This is a genomic window from Aliiroseovarius sp. S2029 (genome assembly GCF_023195575.1).
GTDB classification, from domain to species: Bacteria; Pseudomonadota; Alphaproteobacteria; order Rhodobacterales; family Rhodobacteraceae; genus Aliiroseovarius; species Aliiroseovarius zhejiangensis.
Genome location: NZ_JALPQE010000007.1, coordinates 1 through 16,175, shown reverse-complemented (window position 1 = coordinate 16,175; position 16,175 = coordinate 1). Strand labels below are relative to the sequence as shown.

Genomic DNA, 16,175 nt, shown 5'->3' with positions numbered 1-16,175 from the left:
TCGACAAGATGGTGAAAAAGGTGAAGGACACCAAGGCCACAACCCGAAGCGATCTTGTTCTGGGTGAAGATTGGGTCTCGCCGACCGGCGAGATGGATTTCGAGTTGCGCGACAAGCGGGCGCAGCGCGGGCTGATTTCGATCAATCGTTCGCCACTGGCGCGAAAGATCATCACATTCAACCTGCTTGGTCTGGTGGTTCTGGTGGCTGGGGTTCTGTATCTGAACCCGTTTCGCGACAGTCTTCTGATCCAACGCGAACGTGGATTGGTGGTCGAGGCCGAATTGATCGCGGATGTGTTCGAAGCCCAGCTGGAACAGGCCAGCGAAATTCAGGCGGCGACCGCGCCGGAGCCGTCCGAGGGGGGCGATACGGCCCCCGATGTGACCCCAGCCACCTCTCAACCTGCCCAACCCGCCCAGCCTGCCCAACCCGCCCAGCCCGACTTTGCCGAGACACTGTCTGACTTGCAGCTTCCGGCGGGGCTGGAGGTGTTCGTGTTCGATGCGAACGAGGCGCTGCTGGCGCGCTCGGTCGGGGTGCCAAGCGCCGAACCGACTCCGGTCGACGGAATGGGGCACGAGGTCGGGTCGACCATCATCACCGATCTTCTGAACGCAGTGTGGGAAGGCGTGTCGGGCATCGTGGCGAAGGGCGACGGGCAATCCATCCCGTTGGACACCGAAGTGATGGCCCGAACCTTGTATCCCGGCGCGATGAACGGCGCGACGCGCGTGTCGAACGGCGTCGATGAAAACGGCGGCACGGTGTTTTCCGTCGCAACCCCAATCCTGCAAAATGGCGTCCCTGCCGGCGTCGTGGCGATCACCAGCGCCGCGGGTGAGCTTGACCTGCTGGTGCGCGCCGAGCGCGAGCAATTGCTGCAGATGTTCGTCATCGCGATCCTTGTGTCGATCGGGCTGAGCCTCGTTCTGGCCTCGACCATTGCCAACCCGCTGTCCGATCTAGCCGCCGCCGCCGAACTGGGGCGGGACAAGGATCACAACAGCGTTCGCACCGGGCGCGTTCGCATCCCGGATCTGACCGCGCGACCGGATGAGATCGGCCGCCTGTCAGGTGCCCTGCGCGGGATGGTTGCGGCGCTGTATGACCGGATCGATTCCAACGAACAGTTTGCCGCCGACGTGGCGCACGAGATCAAGAACCCGCTGGCCAGCCTGAGATCCGCCATCGGCACCCTGCGCCTGGCCAAGAAAGACGAGCACCGGAACAAGTTGCTGGACGTGATCGACCATGACGTGCGGCGGCTGGACCGGTTGGTCAGCGACATCTCGAACGCCTCGCGGCTGGACAGCGAGTTGGTGAAGGAAGAGGAAGAAGAGTTCAACCTTCTGAAGATGTTGCGCAACCTGACCGACTATCTGGGCAACGAAGGCAGCGACAAGGGGGTTGAGTTCATCACCGACCTGCCGCCTGACCCGATTTACATTCGCGGGTTGGAAGCCCGGTTGGCACAGGTGTTCGTGAACCTGATCACCAATGCGCTGAGCTTCTGCGACGAAGGGGATGCGATCCGGGTGTGGGCGCGCCGTCGTGAAAACCGGGTGCTGGTGGTGGTCGAAGATACCGGCCCCGGCATCCCGGAACAGGCGCTGAACAAGATCTTCAAGCGGTTCTATTCCGAGCGGCCGGAGAACCAGTTCGGCAACAACTCGGGTCTGGGGCTTGCGATCTCTAAGCAGATTGTCGAAGCCCATGGCGGCGTGATCTGGGCCGAGAACATCCGGCCTACCGATGCGGATGTGACCTCGGACCCGCTGGGCGCGCGCTTCGTGGTTGGCCTTCCGGTGTGACCCAAAGCGACCAGTCCGATCCGCTTGGCTTTCATGCTACGACGATTGCCGTTGACGATGCCGCGGCGATGATCGTCGGTCCCTCGGGGTCTGGAAAATCGTCACTGGCGCTGGAATTGATCGGATTGGGCGCCAGCCTGATTGCGGATGATTACAGTCGGTTGAGGGTTGGCGAAGATGGTCCTGTGGTCATGGCGCCCGACCGCCTGCAAGGGGTGATCGAGGCGCGGGGCATCGGGCTGATCAATGTGCCGTGGAAGGTATCGGCGCACCTTCAACTGGTCGTTGATCTGTCAAAGGACGAGGTGGATCGCCTTCCCCCTTCACGACGCCTCACAAACGTTGGCGGATACGAAATCGACCTTGTTTTACGGGTTGATGCACCTTACTTCGCATGTGCGCTATACCACCTGTTGAAATCCGGCAGGCATGACGGGACAAGCTAGGCGAAGATGATGACAGACGACAACACCAACACGGGACAAAAGGTTGTTCTGGTGACCGGTCCTTCGGGCGCCGGGCGCACGACGGCCATTCGTGTGCTGGAGGATATCGGCTACGAGGTCATCGACAACCTGCCGCTGTCGCTGATCAACCGGGTTCTGGGCGGGCCTGTTCTGGATCACCCGCTGGCGCTGGGCGTGGATGTGCGCAACCGCGATTTCTCGACCGAGATGATGTTGCAGGTGATCGAGGATCTGCGGGAAGATGATCGCCATGATGTCGAGCTTCTGTATCTGGATTGTTCGCGCGATGTGTTGATCCGCCGCTATTCGGAAACGCGGCGTCGCCACCCGCTGGCGCCCGCAGAGACCCCGGATCACGGCATCACCCGCGAGATCGAGCTGCTGGTGCCCATTCGGGGACGGGCGGATGTGCTGATCGACACCTCGGATCTGTCGCCGCATGAGCTGAAAGAAGAGCTGATGCAATGGCTGTCGCAGTCAGGTGCTGAAAACCTGGCGGTATCGGTCCATTCTTTTTCCTACAAACGTGGCGTGCCGCGCGGGCTTGATATGGTGTTGGATGCACGGTTCTTGCGCAACCCGCACTGGGAACCGACGCTCAGGTCACTGGACGGGCGTGATGATGCGGTGGCGGACTATGTCGCCAAGGATCCGCGGTTTGACGAGTTCTTCACCCGAGTCTCTGAACTGGTGGATTTCCTGATCCCCGCCTATGGGGATGAGGGGAAATCGCATCTGGCCATCGGGTTTGGATGTACCGGAGGGCAACACCGCTCTGTTGCCCTTACGGAAAGACTGGCGAAGTCCCTTGCAAATAAGGGGTGGCAGGTGTCAATTAGACACCGGGAAATGGAACGCCGTGCCGAAACGGGGCCGGTGTTGAAAGAATTGGGGTAAGAGCGTGATCGGCATCGTGATCGTCGCGCATGGCGGGCTTGCGAATGAATATCTTGCCGCTGTCGAACATGTCGTCGGCAGGCAACCGGGCGTGCGCGCCATCTCGACCGCGGCGGATTGCGACCGGGCCAGCAAGCAATCGGAAATCTCAGCCGCGGCTGATGCCGTCGACAAAGGTGACGGTGTCGTGGTCGTGGTCGATATGTTCGGCGGATCGCCCGCCAACCTGTCGCTGCCAGCCTGTAGCAAGGCTGACCGCAAGATCCTGTACGGCGCCAACTTGCCCATGTTGGTGAAGCTGGCCAAGACCCGACATTTGCCGATTGATATGTCCACAAGCAAGGCACTTGCGGCGGGCCGGAAATACATCGACTGTATTGATGGTATACAGGGGGTGTAGTGTATGAGCACAAGCCGCGAATTGGAGATCATCAACGTCAAGGGCCTGCACGCGCGCGCCTCGGCCAAGTTCGTTGACACTGTGGAAAACCATGATGCGACCGCGCGCGTGTCCAAGGATGGCATCGACGCCGAAGGGGATTCGATCATGGGGCTTTTGATGCTGGCGGCATCTCAGGGCACCAAGATCCATGTCGAAACCTCGGGCCCGCAGGCGACCGAGCTGATGGCCGCCCTGACCGAGTTGGTCGAAGACAAGTTCGGCGAAGGCATGTAAGGCACGTGCTGCAGGCTGATATGGGACAAGATGTTGTGAACAACACTGACAGCGATATGGCCGGACAAAGCCAGGGCGACCTGTCGCATGATCAATATGACCGTCGCAACCTGACCTATGCCAATTCCCTGAACAACCCGATCCAGTCCTATGTCATCCGCGTGGTGGAATGGCTGACGGGCAAGATTTCGATCCTGCGGATGGTGCGCAAACTGGAACGGCGCGGTGCCCCTAAGGGTCAGGCGTTCTGGGGGGCTTGTCTGGACGTGATGGGCATTCGAGTTGAAACGCCCGACGAACAGCTAAAACAAATCCCGGCGGACGGCCCCGTGATCGCAGTCGCCAATCACCCGCACGGTCTGGTGGACGGGATGGTTCTGGCCGAGCTGATCGGCCGTCGCCGTCAGGACTATCGGATCCTGAGCCGTTCGGTTCTGGATGGGTTGGACGAGGTTGCGTCATCCTACATGATCCCGGTGCCATTTCCCCATGACCCCGACGCGCAGCAAAAGATGGTCGAAATGCGAGCGCAGACCATGGCGCATCTAAAGGCCGGGGGGCTTGTGACCCTGTTCCCGTCGGGTGTTGTCGCCTCGTCCGATACGCTGTTCGGACCCGCGATTGAACGCGAATGGAATGTATTTACGGCGCAGTTGATCCGGCGATCCGGCGCCAAGGTGGTGCCGATCTATTTCCCCGGCGCAAATTCGCGCTGGTATCAGATGGCCAACCGGCTGTCGGCCAGCATGCGCCAGGCACTGCTGCTGCACGAGATCGTGCGCAGTTGTAACCGCCCACAGAAGCCGGTGATCGGGCCGGTGCTGTCGGACGCGGAAATGGAGCGGCTGCACACCGACCCGCGTGGTTTCATGGGGTGGTTGCGCGATCATACGCTGGCATTGGGCAAACCTCGCGACTAGTGGCGTCACCGTGTCGGAACAGGCACCTCGCCACGATAGTCATAAAATCCGCGCTTCGATTTACGCCCCAGCCAGCCAGCTTCGACATACTTGGTAAGAAGCGGGCAGGGGCGGTATTTCGTATCCGCCAACCCATCATGCAGCACGTTCATGATCGCCAGACAGGTGTCCAGCCCGATGAAGTCGGCCAGTTCCAGCGGCCCCATCGGATGATTGGCGCCTAGCTTCAGCGACGTGTCGATGCTTTGCACTGACCCCACACCTTCATAGAGCGTGTATACGGCTTCGTTGATCATCGGCATCAGGATGCGGTTGACGATGAAGGCGGGGAAATCCTCGGCGCTGGCGGCGGTTTTGCCCAGGCGTTCGACGACGCCGTGACAGGCCTTGAAGGTGGCTTCGTCCGTGGCAATGCCGCGGATCAGCTCGACCAGTTGCATCACCGGCACCGGGTTCATGAAGTGAAACCCCATGAACCGTTCGGGCCGGTCAGTGCCGCTGGCCAGCCGCGTGATCGAGATGGATGAGGTGTTCGAGGTCAGGATCGTATCCGGTTTCAGATGCGGCAGAAGCCCATCGAAAATCTTCTTCTTGAGGGCTTCGTTTTCCGTCGCCGCTTCGATGATCAGGTCGGTTGCACCGATCTCTGGCAACTTCAGCGTGGTCGAAATCCGGCCCAGAGCGGTGTCGCGGTCTTCTGGCGTGATCGCCTCGCGCGCGACCTGCCGTTCCATGTTCTTTGCGATGCGCGCCATGGCAGCATCCAGACTGTCCTGACTGATGTCGTTCAGGCGCACGTCATACCCGGCCAGCGCCATCACATGCGCGATGCCGTTGCCCATCTGCCCGGCGCCCACGATGCCGATTGTCTCGATGCTCATCTGATCCCTTTCCTTGTCTTGCGCCAGACTATGCGGCGGTGCGGCAGGGGTGCAAGGGTTAAGCAGCCGCTAAGAAAATTACCTGCATTTGAAGATTAGCCAAATCCAAACCTCTTCATGCGAATCATCGGGTCGGGTGAACAAGAACGGAGTGGGTGGAATGGCTTACGACACCTTGGGCAAAAGCCCGTTGGAGTATCATTTGTGCAGATATGGCACGTCCAAAATCCTGTTTCGCGGGCCGAAGCGGAAACTGGCGGCGCCCTATGTCGCCGTGCTCGGCGGGACCGAGACATTCGGAAAGTACCACGAACACCCCTATCCCGATCTGCTGGGGCTTGAGATGGGGATGCAGGTCATCAATTTCGGCTGCCAGAATGCCGGAGTGGACGCGTTTTTGCATGATCACGGGCTGCTGACCCTTGCCAATCGCGCCAGGGTCACGGTGTTGCAGGTGCCCGGAGCACACAACATGTCCAACCGGTTCTATTCGGTGCATCCAAGGCGGAATGACAGGTTCCTGCGCGGCTCAAACCTGCTGAAAGAATTGTATGGCGACGTCGATCTGACCGAGTTCAATTTTACCCGCCACCTGCTGACCGCGCTGCATGGTATCTCGGCCGATCGTTTCAGGCATGTGGTGGAAGAACTGCGAACAGCCTGGGTGGCGCGGATGAAGCTGCTGATCGCCCGGCTGGATTGCGACATCGTGCTGTTGTGGCTGGCCGACCACCCGATCCGGTCGGGCGGTGTCGATGGCATCAACGGATCCGATCCCCTGTTTGTCGATCAAGAGATGATGCAGGCCGTCGCGCCCTTTGTCGCGGAAACAGTCGAGGTTGCCGTAACCCCCCAGCAGAAGCAGGACGGGCAAAGTGGGCTGGTCTATGCCGATATGGATGAACCGGCCACGCGCGACATGTTGGGCTGTGTCGCGCACCAAAATGCCAGCCGCGCGTTGCATTGTGCAATCGACCGGTTGCTTTGATGCGCGCATAAAAAAGGCCCGCTGCGGTGGCGGGCCTTGATCTGTAGTATTTTGAGGGCGTCAGAGCTTTTCTGTCAGCGCCGGAACGGCCTCGAACAGGTCGGCGACCAGACCGAAATCGGCCACCTGGAAGATCGGGGCTTCCTCGTCCTTGTTGATCGCGACGATGATCTTCGAATCCTTCATGCCAGCCAAGTGCTGGATGGCGCCCGAAATGCCGACGGCGATATACAGGTCCGGAGCGACGACCTTGCCGGTCTGACCCACCTGCCAGTCGTTCGGGGCATAGCCCGAATCGACCGCCGCGCGCGACGCACCAACGGCAGCGCCCAGCTTGTCGGCCAGTTTCTCGATCAGGGCGAAATCCTCTTCCGAGCCAACGCCGCGCCCGCCGGACACGACCACACCGGCCGAGGTCAGCTCGGGCCGGTCGCTTTCGGCAACCTTGTCTTCGACCCATTCGGACAGGCCGGGATTGTCGGCGGCAGACACCGTTTCGACCGAAGCCGACCCGCCTTCGCCAGCCGCATCGAAGGTCGATGTGCGGAAGGTCACGACCTTCTTGGCATCCGACGACTTCACGGTCTGCACGGCGTTACCGGCATAGATCGGACGTTCGAAGGTGTTGGCATCCACCACACCGGACGCGTCCGAGATCACCATAACGTCCAGAAGGGCGGCCACGCGGGGCATCACGTTCTTGGCGTCGGTGGTGGCCGGGGCCACGATGTGTTCGTAATCGTCAGCCAGCGATACAATCAGGGCAGCGGTTGATTCCGCCAATCGGTGGCCCAGCGAGGGGTCTTCGGCGACCAGCACCTTGGACACACCGTCGATCTTGGCGGCAGCTTCACCAGCCGCGGCAGCCGAAGCGCCCGCGGCCAGAACCGTCACGTCACCCAGCGCCTTGGCCGCGGTGACAGCCTTGGCGGTGGCGTCCATCGCCAGTTCGCCATTGTTAACTTCTGCGAGAAGAAGAACAGCCATTATACAGCCCCCGCTTCTTTAAGTTTCTCTACCAGTTCGTCGACCGAGCCGACGATGATCCCGGCGGCACGGGCGGCCGGTTCTTCGGTCTTGACGATCTCAAGGCGCGGGGCGGTATCGACGCCGTAATCGGCGGCCGTTTTTTCGTCCAGCGGCTTTTTCTTCGCTTTCATGATGTTCGGAAGGGACGCATAGCGCGGTTCATTCAAACGCAGATCGACGGTGACGATGGTCGGCATCGAGACCTTGATCGTCTGCAGACCGCCATCAACTTCGCGGGTCACAACGGCTTTGTCGCCGTCGATATCCAGCTCTGACGCAAAGGTGCCTTGCGACCAGCCCAGCAGGGCCGACAGCATCTGACCGGTGGCGTTCATGTCGTTGTCGATGGCTTGCTTGCCCGCCAGAACGATGTCTGGTTTTTCTTCTTCCACGACCTTCGCCAGAATCTTGGCCACCGCCAGCGGTTCGATGTCGGTGTGCACGTCTTCGGCGGCCACCACCAGAATCGCGCGGTCCGCCCCCATCGCCAGCGCGGTGCGCAGGGTTTCCTGAGATTGCTTCACGCCGATCGACACGACGACAATTTCGTCCGCCTTGCCAGCTTCCTTCAGGCGGATCGCCTCTTCGACGGCGATTTCGTCGAAGGGGTTCATCGACATTTTCACGTTTGCAAGATCGACACCTGATCCGTCCGCTTTCACACGAACTTTCACGTTGTAGTCGATCACGCGCTTCACAGGCACAAGCACCTTCATTGGCGTGTCTCTCCCAATTAGGCCCCGGATGGGGCGGTCTCAGTTCCACACCCGTTTACCGGGTCAAGGGCGCTGAAAACAGCGCAAAATCGTCACGTTCTGTCCAAAGGACGCCGCGTTTTTTGCTTTTGACGGGGATTCGTTACGAGAATGTTTCCGATATGTGGCATGTCACCGGTGTCGCGGCGGGTCTATCGGTTGGCACCCGGCACCCAAAGCACGTCGGCCTTGCCGTCGTCATTGGCCACGCGCGCGGCGACAAAGCACCAGTCGGACAGGCGGTTCAGGTATTTCACCGCCACCGGGTTCACGTCCTCCTGCGCGGCCAGTTCGGTGGCCAGGCGTTCCGCGCGGCGGCTGACCGTGCGCGACAGGTGCAGATGTGCAGCCAGGGCGGACCCGCCGGGCAGGATGAAACTGCGCAGCGGTTCCAGCGCCTTGTTCATCGCGTCGATCTCGGCCTCCAGCCGGTCGACCTGCTCCTGCGCCATGCGCAGGGGTGGGTATTCAGCCTCGGCATCCTTGGCCATTTCTGGGCGGCATAGATCCGCGCCAAGGTCAAACAGATCGTTCTGGATGCGGGCAAGGGCAGCGTCTGTGTCCCCCTCGGCGTGCAGTCGCGCCAAACCGATCGTGGCATTGGTTTCATCCACGGTGCCATAGGCATCCACGCGGGCTGAATGCTTGGCCACGCGCGATCCGTCGCCCAAAGCGGTTTCGCCCTTGTCCCCGGTACGGGTGTAAATCTTGTTCAGAACAACCATCAGCCATTACCTCCGCGCAGCCAGACAAACAGAAGGATCAGTGCAATGGCGATGGCCTGCGCCGCGACCCGCCACCGCATCATCTTGTTGGAGTATTTCCGCGACGTCTCGCCGCCGATTCCAAACGATCCGATGCCCAGCATCAGGATGATGACCACGGCGCCGCAGGCAACGGCAACAATCAGAAATAACGGGTCGTCGAACATGAAATATCCTCGGGTTCAGTTCCTGATGAGATAGCGCCGTGACGCCAAAAAGGCGAGGGGCAATCGGCTGCGCTTAGCCGTTGGGTGTCAGGCGATCCCCCACCCGGGTCGATAGAACCCGCCGGGCAATCCCTGCGATGCGGGTCGCCGTGGTGACGTAATAACGCGGCTTTGGATTCGGGCTTTCCAGCGCATGGATCAGCTTATCAGTGACCGCTGACGGCGGCAGTTCGAATCGGTCGGGCGTGCCGCTGTCGTCATATAGCCGCTCACGCAGTTTGGCATAGAGGTTGCGGCGCGAGCTGTTTTCCCAGTCTATCCAGCGTTCGAAATGCGGTTGTGCGTTCTGGCGGATTTTCGTGGTGATCGGGCCGGGCTCGATCAGGATCACCTTGATGTTGGTGCTTCGCATCTCAAGCCGCAGCGTGTCGGTCAGGCCCTCCAACGCGAATTTTGACGCCACATACGCCCCGCGCCACGGCATGGCCGCAAACCCCAGAACGGACGAGTTGTTGACCACCCGCCCATATCCCTGCGCCCGCATCACCGGCAGGGCAAGGCGGGTCAGGTGGTGATAGCCAAACAGGTTCGTTTCAAAAATCGACCGCAGAGCATCGGTGGGCAGGTCTTCGACAGCACCGGGAATCGCAAACGCCCCGTTGTTGAACAGCGCGTCCAGTGTGCCGCCGGTGCGGTTCAGAACCTCGGCCATGGCGGCGTCCATGCTGGCAGCATCCGCGTGATCCAGGACGACGCTTTCCAGCCCTTCGGCACGCAGTCGTTCGCAGTCTGCGTCTTTCCGGCAAGTGGCAAAGACCCGCCAGCCGCGTTTGGCCAACGCGTGCGCCGCGTCATAGCCGATACCCGACGAGCACCCGGTGATCAGGATGGATTTTGTTGGTGTGGTCATGTGGTGATCCCTGTTTCGCGCAGGCAGCACTAAGGCGGTCTGGCGCGATGGGGTCAACGGAAAATGACGCGCACCTGTGGTCGGCCGCGTCATTCGGGGCTGATTTCAGGCATTTGCCGGACGGTTAAAGCTGCGACACCAGAAAACGCGTTGCCATGAAACCCCGCGCACCGGTGTCCACCACTTTGATCTGGCTCCACCCGCTGGCGGTTGTGCCCATGTCGTAAACCTCGGTCCCGTAGGTCAATTTTGCCACGACACCATGTTTGGTCGACGGCCCGGCGCGCATGTTCACGGTTGTGCCGCTGACAAAGACCGTAGGAAAGGCGTCGGTGGTCAGGCTGGCCGCAGCCGGGGTTGCGGTTGTGATGTTTGACGCCATCTTTCGCGCCTGAGCTTCGGCAAGTTCCGCAGGCGTTTGTGGCGTCGACGCGCTTGCCAGAGTGACTGGCACTGCCACAAGGCGCGCAGGTGCCGCCGCTTTCGGCGCTTGAACCGCCGGGGTTGCATTTGCGGTTGCGATAATTTCACCTTCGGCAGTTTCAGGCGAGCCTGCGATCCCCGGGTCGAGTGCGGCTGACACCGGCACGATCGTGTCTTGTGCAATGGTTGGTTCGCGCCCGATCCGGTCAACGGGCAGACCGTCATCGCGGCCGAAATGCAGCATCGCCACGCCGAGCGCCCCGAGTGTCAGGCAGCTTAGTTTGATAATCCCCATCTTAAATCCCCTTTAAACCATTTACCCTTGGTGAGATCTTTTTGATCTTCTGTTCAATCGCTTAACGCACGACCCCTGTCTTGGTTCCGTATGTCAGCCCTTGCAGACAACGTATAAGCAGGAGTTCGTCAGCTTGGTGTTAAAATGAACACCGTGTCTTGTAATAATATCAGGGGAAAGTTCGTCGACCTTTCCCGCAGCAGCTTTACCCTTCCGACAGCACTCGATACACAACAATTATGAACGAATTGACCGATGACAGCAACGAAAACTCCCCAACCTTGTCCGAGCCGTTGCGCCGGGCGATCGGGGATCGCTACCTGACCTATGCCCTGTCAACCATCATGCACCGGGCTTTGCCCGACGCGCGCGATGGTCTGAAACCGGTGCACCGCCGCATCCTTTACGCGATGTCGCGGCTGAAGCTGGCATCTGGTGGCAAGTTTGTGAAATCCGCCAAGATTTCTGGTGACACGATGGGGGATTTCCACCCCCACGGGGACGCGGCAATCTATGACGCGATGGCGCGTTTGGCGCAGGATTTCGCGGTGCGCTATCCGCTGGTCGACGGGCAGGGGAACTTCGGCAATATCGACGGTGATAATCCGGCCGCCAGCCGGTACACCGAAGCGCGCATGACCTTCGTTGCCGAGGCCATGTTGCAGGGGCTGGACGAAAACGCGGTCGATTTTCGCGACAACTATGACGGGCGCCTGACGGAACCGGTGGTTCTGCCCGCCGAGTTTCCGAATCTGTTGGCCAATGGCTCGTCCGGGATTGCCGTCGGCATGGCCACAAACATCCCGCCGCACAATATTGCCGAGCTGATCGACGCCTGCCTGCATCTGATCAAGGTGCCCGATGCACGGGACGATACGCTGTTGAATTATGTGCCCGGCCCGGATTTCCCGACCGGCGGCGTGATCGTCGAGCCGCGTGAAAACATTGCGCAGGCCTATCGCACCGGGCGCGGGTCATTCCGGCTGCGCTGCACGTGGGAGGTCGAGGATTTGGGCCGTGGCCAGTGGCAGGTCGTTGTAACCGAGATTCCGTATCAGGTTCAAAAGTCGAAGCTGATCGAAAAGATCGCCGAGTTGATCCAGACCAAGAAGGTCCCGATTCTTGGCGATATTCGCGACGAAAGCGCCGACGATATCCGCATCGTGCTGGAGCCGAAATCCAAGAACGTCGATGCCGAGCTTTTGATGAACCTGATGTTCCGCAATTCGGACCTTGAGACGCGGTTCAGCCTGAACATGAACGTGCTGATCGACGGTGTGACGCCGAAAGTCTGTTCGATGAAAGAGGTGCTGCGCGCCTTTCTTGACCATCGCCGGGACGTGCTGCTGCGGCGCTCGACCCACCGGATGGAAAAGATCGACCATCGGCTTGAAGTATTGGAAGGCTTCATTGTCGCGTTCCTGAACCTTGATCGCGTGATCGACATCATCCGCTATGACGACGACCCCAAACCCGCCCTGATGCGCGAGGATTGGGGCCGTGACCACGTCCGCGCCATGAGCGAAGTGGATTATGTCAGCCCGCCCCCCGGCGAAGGCGAGTTGTCCGAAGTTCAGGTCGACGCCATCCTGAACATGCGTCTGCGCAGCTTGCGTCGTTTGGAAGAAATCGAACTTGTGCGCGAACGCGACGAGCTGATGGAAGAGCGCGCAGGGCTTGAGGATCTGCTGGACAGCGAAAGCCTGCAATGGGCGCGCATTTCCGAGCAGTTGAAAGAAACCAAGAAGCTGTTTGGCAAGGATTACGAAGGCGGCGCCCGGCGCACCCAGTTCGCCGAGGCGGGCGAGGTCGAGGATGTGCCGTTGGAAGCGATGATCGAGAAGGAGCCGATCACCGTGGTCTGCTCGCAAATGGGGTGGATACGCGCCATGTCAGGCCATATCGACCTGACGCGTGAACTGAAGTTCCGCGATGGCGACGGCCCCCGCTTCATCTTCCATGCTGAAACCACCGACAAGTTGCTTGTCTTTGATTCGAACGGCAAGTTCTTCACCCTGTCGGCGGCCAACCTGCCCGGCGGGCGCGGCATGGGCGAACCCCTGCGCCTGATGGTTGATCTGCCGAACGAGGCTGAAATCGTGGACCTGTTCATCCACCAACCGGGGCGGCGCTTGCTGGTGGCCTCGACCGCGGGCAACGGGTTTATCGTCGGTGAAGATGATGTGCTGGCGCAGACCAAGAATGGCAAACAGGTGCTGAATGTGGGCGATGCGCGTGCCAAGATCTGCAAGCCGGTCGAAGGCGATCACGTCGCGATTGTATCCGAGAACCGCAAGCTCCTGGTCTTCCCGGTGGCCGAGATCAACGAGATGACACGCGGCAAAGGTGTGCGGCTTCAGAAATACCACAGCGCGCGCGGCAAACAGGGTGTGCTTGAGCTGGACGGCGGATTGTCTGACCTCAAGACCTTTGACTGGGAGGTTGGCCTGTCCTGGCCCGCCACGGGCGACCGCACCCGGACCGAGGCAGACATGTCGCCTTGGCTGGGCAAGCGGGCAGGGGTCGGCAAAGCGCCGCCGCATGGCTTCCCGCGTGACAACAAGTTTGACTGACCGATGCCGCCCACCAATCTGAACATCATGTATTCCGGGCGCAAAGGTCCGATGTTGGGATTGGCGCTGCGAACCGGGTTGCTGACCATCCTGACGCTTGGTTTCTATCGCTTCTGGGCCAAGACACGCTTGCGGCGGTATTACTGGAGCGCCATTCGCCCCGGAGGCATCCCGCTGGAATATGTGGGCGACCCGTTGGAAAAGCTGCTCGGTTTTCTGGTCGCCGTGGTGTTCATGGCGTTTTATATCGGGGTGGTGAACCTGATCCTGATGTATATCAGCTTTGCCTGGTTGCAGGGAAATGTCGCGGCCTATCTGCTCAGCCTTGCGGGTCTCGCCCCCATCATCTTTTTCGCGCAGTACCGCGCGCGCAGGTACATTCTGGCCCGCACCCGTTGGCGCGGCATCCGGTTCGGGTTGGAACCGGGGGCTTGGGGCTATGCGTGGCGGGCGATGGTGCATTGGGGTCTTGCCATTGCAACGCTCGGGCTGGCTTGGCCACTGACCACGCTTTGGCTTGAGAAATACAAGACCAACCACACCTATTTCGGCGACCAGCAGTTTGTGCAGGGCGGGCGGCGCGGGATGTTGTTTGGATCCATGAAGCACGTCTATTACCCGCTGGTCCTGTCAGCCGTGGTTGGCGGCATGGCCGCCGCCTTCGACAACCCGGCCTGGCTCGCGGCGTTTCTGCTGACCGTGCCGTGGGGCATCTATGGCCTGGCCTATTGGCGGGCCGACAGCTTCAAGCGACTGACAGAGGCCAAAGAACTGGGCGACATGCGGTTTCGCACAACACCCCGACCCTGGACCATCATCGGCATATATGCGCTGGGCTGGTTCCTGATTTATCTGGTGTTCACCGGATTGGTGCTTGTCGCCACGGGTCTGGTTCTGGTTGCAGTCGGCGGCGGGAGCTTTGACCTTGAAAACCCGGATCAGATTGAAGCGATGATGGCCGCCGGTGCCCCGATCATGATCCTGATCTATTTCGCGATCTTCCTGGGCTATCGCGCCATGACCCATGCCTGGATCACCCTGCCCATCACCGCACATTTCGCCGAGGTGACGCGGATCGTGAATGCCGGTGACCTGCACCAGATCACCCAACGCGACCGTGATGAATTTGCCGAAGCAGAGGGCTTCGCCGAAGCCTTGGATGTGGGGGCCGCGATATGATCGGCACCCCCACGGCCTCCGTCGTATTCGCGGATTTCGTTGCAGGCGACCGCGCGGTCCTGACCCGTGTTTCGGTGCGCTTGCAGACCGAAGGGGTCGAACTTACCCTGCCCGATGGCCAAATGCAGATCTGGCCTTGGGCTGACGTGCGGGCCGAACCCGATCAGGCCAACACGGAAACACTGGTGATCAGCCGTACTGGCGACAGGCTTTCGCGGCTTTATCTGCGCGACAAGACCCTGCAATCGCAACTGCGCGCCCGCGCGCCACGCCTTGGGAAACGTGACCGGGTGATCACGTTTCCCAAATTGATGGCCTGGGCCGGTGGGGCGGTCGTATCCGTCGCGGCGATCATCTTCGTGCTGGTCCCGATGATGGCGGCCCAACTGGCTGTCATGCTGCCGCCCGAGGGCGAGAAGGCGCTGGGGGACACCACATTTGAACAGATCCGCATGGCGCTGGACGAAACGGGGCTGGTCGGCACGCCGATCTGCGACGCCCCGGCGGGCAATGCGGCGATGCAGGCGATGTATGACAAGCTGAACCCTGCCTCGGACCTGCCATATGACGTGCAGATCCACATTCTGGATCATGATATGGTCAACGCCTTTGCCCTGCCTGGCGGGCGCGTCGTCTTTTTCCGGGGCTTGATCGAGCAGGCCGAAAACCCTGAAGAGATTGCCGCCGTGCTGGCGCATGAAATCGGCCATGTGGTCAACCGCGACCCGACCCGTGACGCGCTTCGCTCGGCGGGGTCGCTGGGTGTACTGGGCCTTCTGTTCGGTGATTTCGCCGGGGGAACGATAGCGTTGTTTCTGGCCAACCAACTGATCAACGCCTCCTACAGTCAGTCTGCCGAAGCAGCGGCAGATATTTATGCCCATGAGTTGCTGGACAAGGCGGGTGTATCGCCTGCTGCGCTGGGCACAATGTTTGAACGCCTGCTGGCGGAACATGGCGACGCGGAAGGGATCGTCGCGCATTTCATGTCGCATCCGCAGATGGGCAAACGGATCGCGGCGGCGCAGGACGCTGTTGTCGAAGGGCGAAGCTATGGCGCGGTGTTGAAGCCGGAAGCCTGGCGGTCGTTGCAAACGGTGTGCCAGAATGGATCGGCCGTGCAACCCGACACGAATCTGCCGGACAAGAAGGCTTGGCCTGACGGTGACTAGAGGAAGGTCGCGGCGCGTTTCCCGGGGCGGACATTCCCAAATGAAACAATCTTGGCTTTCCGCGCGATCCGGGTCACGCAAGTCTTGATTTTCCCCGCGCGACCGAGTAGTGAGCGCGCGATAATGAATCCGGGTTCGGCGCAACCCCATCAGATACAAGGCTTATGGCACATGGCTAAGGAAAAGTTTGAACGCTCCAAACCGCACGTCAACATCGGCACGATTGGCCACGTTGACCACGGCAAGACGACGCTGACCGCTGCGA

Annotated in this window: 18 protein-coding genes; 11 read left to right on the top strand and 7 right to left on the bottom strand. The window is 60.5% G+C overall.

Translation table 11 applies throughout. The features are described 5' to 3' along the window. Positions 1 to 8: 8 nt before the first annotated feature. From MUY21_RS13760 to MUY21_RS13735, 6 genes are read left to right on the top strand one after another with little or no spacing between them, the layout of a single operon-like run. Positions 9 to 1,814, top strand: a complete 1,806-nt coding sequence (locus MUY21_RS13760) for a sensor histidine kinase (protein ID WP_248410921.1) — start codon at positions 9 to 11, stop codon at positions 1,812 to 1,814. Continuing rightward, on the top strand, positions 1,811 to 2,260 hold the full coding sequence (locus MUY21_RS13755; protein ID WP_248410920.1) for an HPr kinase/phosphatase C-terminal domain-containing protein: 450 nt from the start codon (positions 1,811 to 1,813) through the stop codon (positions 2,258 to 2,260). The genes MUY21_RS13760 and MUY21_RS13755 overlap by 4 nt, the downstream gene beginning before the upstream one ends. Positions 2,261 to 2,269: 9 nt before the next feature. Next, positions 2,270 to 3,178, top strand: coding sequence for an RNase adapter RapZ (gene rapZ, locus MUY21_RS13750; RefSeq protein ID WP_248410919.1), 909 nt, complete (start codon positions 2,270 to 2,272; stop codon positions 3,176 to 3,178). A 4-nt stretch (positions 3,179 to 3,182) separates the two neighbouring features. Then, the gene (locus tag MUY21_RS13745) at positions 3,183 to 3,578 is read left to right on the top strand and encodes a PTS fructose transporter subunit IIA (RefSeq protein ID WP_248410918.1); all 396 of its coding nucleotides are present in this window, start codon (positions 3,183 to 3,185) and stop codon (positions 3,576 to 3,578) included. A gap of 3 nt (positions 3,579 to 3,581) precedes the next feature. Beyond that, positions 3,582 to 3,854 (top strand): HPr family phosphocarrier protein, encoded by a 273-nt coding sequence (locus MUY21_RS13740; protein WP_248410917.1) that lies wholly within the window; start codon positions 3,582 to 3,584, stop codon positions 3,852 to 3,854. A 56-nt stretch (positions 3,855 to 3,910) separates the two neighbouring features. Next, positions 3,911 to 4,774 (top strand): lysophospholipid acyltransferase family protein, encoded by an 864-nt coding sequence (locus MUY21_RS13735; RefSeq protein ID WP_248411048.1) that lies wholly within the window; start codon positions 3,911 to 3,913, stop codon positions 4,772 to 4,774. 5 nt (positions 4,775 to 4,779) lie between these two features. Here MUY21_RS13735 and MUY21_RS13730 read toward each other — a convergent pair whose 3' ends face one another. Continuing rightward, positions 4,780 to 5,655, bottom strand: coding sequence for a 3-hydroxybutyryl-CoA dehydrogenase (locus MUY21_RS13730; protein ID WP_248410916.1), 876 nt, complete (start codon positions 5,653 to 5,655; stop codon positions 4,780 to 4,782). A gap of 160 nt (positions 5,656 to 5,815) precedes the next feature. Between MUY21_RS13730 and MUY21_RS13725 the strand changes: the two genes are divergently transcribed. Next, positions 5,816 to 6,643 (top strand): DUF6473 family protein, encoded by an 828-nt coding sequence (locus MUY21_RS13725; RefSeq protein WP_248410915.1) that lies wholly within the window; start codon positions 5,816 to 5,818, stop codon positions 6,641 to 6,643. Positions 6,644 to 6,703: 60 nt separating this feature from the next. On the opposite strand, the gene MUY21_RS13720 is transcribed toward MUY21_RS13725, so the two are convergent. The 6 genes from MUY21_RS13720 to MUY21_RS13695 form a co-directional block, all read right to left on the bottom strand. Beyond that, positions 6,704 to 7,630, bottom strand: a complete 927-nt coding sequence (locus tag MUY21_RS13720; protein WP_191287082.1) for an FAD-binding protein — start codon at positions 7,628 to 7,630, stop codon at positions 6,704 to 6,706. After that, entirely contained in the window at positions 7,630 to 8,388 is a 759-nt protein-coding gene (locus tag MUY21_RS13715) for an electron transfer flavoprotein subunit beta/FixA family protein (protein ID WP_248410914.1), read from the bottom strand. The genes MUY21_RS13720 and MUY21_RS13715 overlap by 1 nt, the downstream gene beginning before the upstream one ends. 191 nt (positions 8,389 to 8,579) lie before the next feature. Beyond that, positions 8,580 to 9,152 carry a cob(I)yrinic acid a,c-diamide adenosyltransferase gene (locus tag MUY21_RS13710; protein WP_248410913.1) on the bottom strand — a complete coding sequence of 191 codons (573 nt, stop codon included), beginning with the start codon at positions 9,150 to 9,152 and terminating at the stop codon, positions 8,580 to 8,582. Then, positions 9,152 to 9,358: a twin transmembrane helix small protein gene (locus tag MUY21_RS13705; RefSeq protein WP_191287079.1), complete on the bottom strand. Its 207-nt coding sequence runs from the start codon at positions 9,356 to 9,358 to the stop codon at positions 9,152 to 9,154. Before MUY21_RS13705 ends, MUY21_RS13710 begins: the two co-directional genes overlap by 1 nt. A gap of 73 nt (positions 9,359 to 9,431) precedes the next feature. After that, positions 9,432 to 10,268, bottom strand: coding sequence for an SDR family NAD(P)-dependent oxidoreductase (locus MUY21_RS13700; RefSeq protein WP_248410912.1), 837 nt, complete (start codon positions 10,266 to 10,268; stop codon positions 9,432 to 9,434). Positions 10,269 to 10,392: 124 nt separating this feature from the next. Continuing rightward, the gene (locus tag MUY21_RS13695; RefSeq protein WP_248410911.1) at positions 10,393 to 10,986 is read right to left on the bottom strand and encodes an SH3 domain-containing protein; all 594 of its coding nucleotides are present in this window, start codon (positions 10,984 to 10,986) and stop codon (positions 10,393 to 10,395) included. Between the two features lie 239 nt (positions 10,987 to 11,225). Between MUY21_RS13695 and MUY21_RS13690 the strand changes: the two genes are divergently transcribed. The 4 genes from MUY21_RS13690 to MUY21_RS13675 all read left to right on the top strand — a co-directional run. Then, the gene (locus MUY21_RS13690; protein ID WP_248410910.1) at positions 11,226 to 13,559 is read left to right on the top strand and encodes a DNA topoisomerase IV subunit A; all 2,334 of its coding nucleotides are present in this window, start codon (positions 11,226 to 11,228) and stop codon (positions 13,557 to 13,559) included. Positions 13,560 to 13,562: 3 nt separating this feature from the next. After that, entirely contained in the window at positions 13,563 to 14,738 is a 1,176-nt protein-coding gene (locus tag MUY21_RS13685; protein ID WP_248410909.1) for a DUF898 family protein, read from the top strand. Beyond that, positions 14,735 to 15,910, top strand: coding sequence for a M48 family metallopeptidase (locus tag MUY21_RS13680; protein ID WP_248410908.1), 1,176 nt, complete (start codon positions 14,735 to 14,737; stop codon positions 15,908 to 15,910). The genes MUY21_RS13685 and MUY21_RS13680 overlap by 4 nt, the downstream gene beginning before the upstream one ends. A gap of 171 nt (positions 15,911 to 16,081) precedes the next feature. After that, positions 16,082 to 16,175: GTP-binding protein (locus MUY21_RS13675; RefSeq protein ID WP_002583150.1), on the top strand; the 94-nt coding region annotated here is incomplete at its 3' end.

Coding starts and splice junctions, on each gene's coding strand:
- MUY21_RS13740 (WP_248410917.1), top strand. CDS start 3,582: ATGAGCACAAGCCGCGAATTGGAGATCATCAACGTCAAGGGCCTGCAC.
- MUY21_RS13695 (WP_248410911.1), bottom strand. CDS start 10,986: ATGGGGATTATCAAACTAAGCTGCCTGACACTCGGGGCGCTCGGCGTG.
- MUY21_RS13690 (WP_248410910.1), top strand. CDS start 11,226: ATGAACGAATTGACCGATGACAGCAACGAAAACTCCCCAACCTTGTCC.
- MUY21_RS13700 (WP_248410912.1), bottom strand. CDS start 10,268: ATGACCACACCAACAAAATCCATCCTGATCACCGGGTGCTCGTCGGGT.
- MUY21_RS13725 (WP_248410915.1), top strand. CDS start 5,816: ATGGCTTACGACACCTTGGGCAAAAGCCCGTTGGAGTATCATTTGTGC.
- MUY21_RS13685 (WP_248410909.1), top strand. CDS start 13,563: ATGCCGCCCACCAATCTGAACATCATGTATTCCGGGCGCAAAGGTCCG.
- MUY21_RS13720 (WP_191287082.1), bottom strand. CDS start 7,630: ATGGCTGTTCTTCTTCTCGCAGAAGTTAACAATGGCGAACTGGCGATG.
- MUY21_RS13715 (WP_248410914.1), bottom strand. CDS start 8,388: ATGAAGGTGCTTGTGCCTGTGAAGCGCGTGATCGACTACAACGTGAAA.
- MUY21_RS13735 (WP_248411048.1), top strand. CDS start 3,911: ATGGCCGGACAAAGCCAGGGCGACCTGTCGCATGATCAATATGACCGT.
- MUY21_RS13760 (WP_248410921.1), top strand. CDS start 9: ATGGTGAAAAAGGTGAAGGACACCAAGGCCACAACCCGAAGCGATCTT.
- MUY21_RS13710 (WP_248410913.1), bottom strand. CDS start 9,152: ATGGTTGTTCTGAACAAGATTTACACCCGTACCGGGGACAAGGGCGAA.
- MUY21_RS13730 (WP_248410916.1), bottom strand. CDS start 5,655: ATGAGCATCGAGACAATCGGCATCGTGGGCGCCGGGCAGATGGGCAAC.
- MUY21_RS13705 (WP_191287079.1), bottom strand. CDS start 9,358: ATGTTCGACGACCCGTTATTTCTGATTGTTGCCGTTGCCTGCGGCGCC.
- MUY21_RS13680 (WP_248410908.1), top strand. CDS start 14,735: ATGATCGGCACCCCCACGGCCTCCGTCGTATTCGCGGATTTCGTTGCA.
- rapZ (WP_248410919.1), top strand. CDS start 2,270: ATGACAGACGACAACACCAACACGGGACAAAAGGTTGTTCTGGTGACC.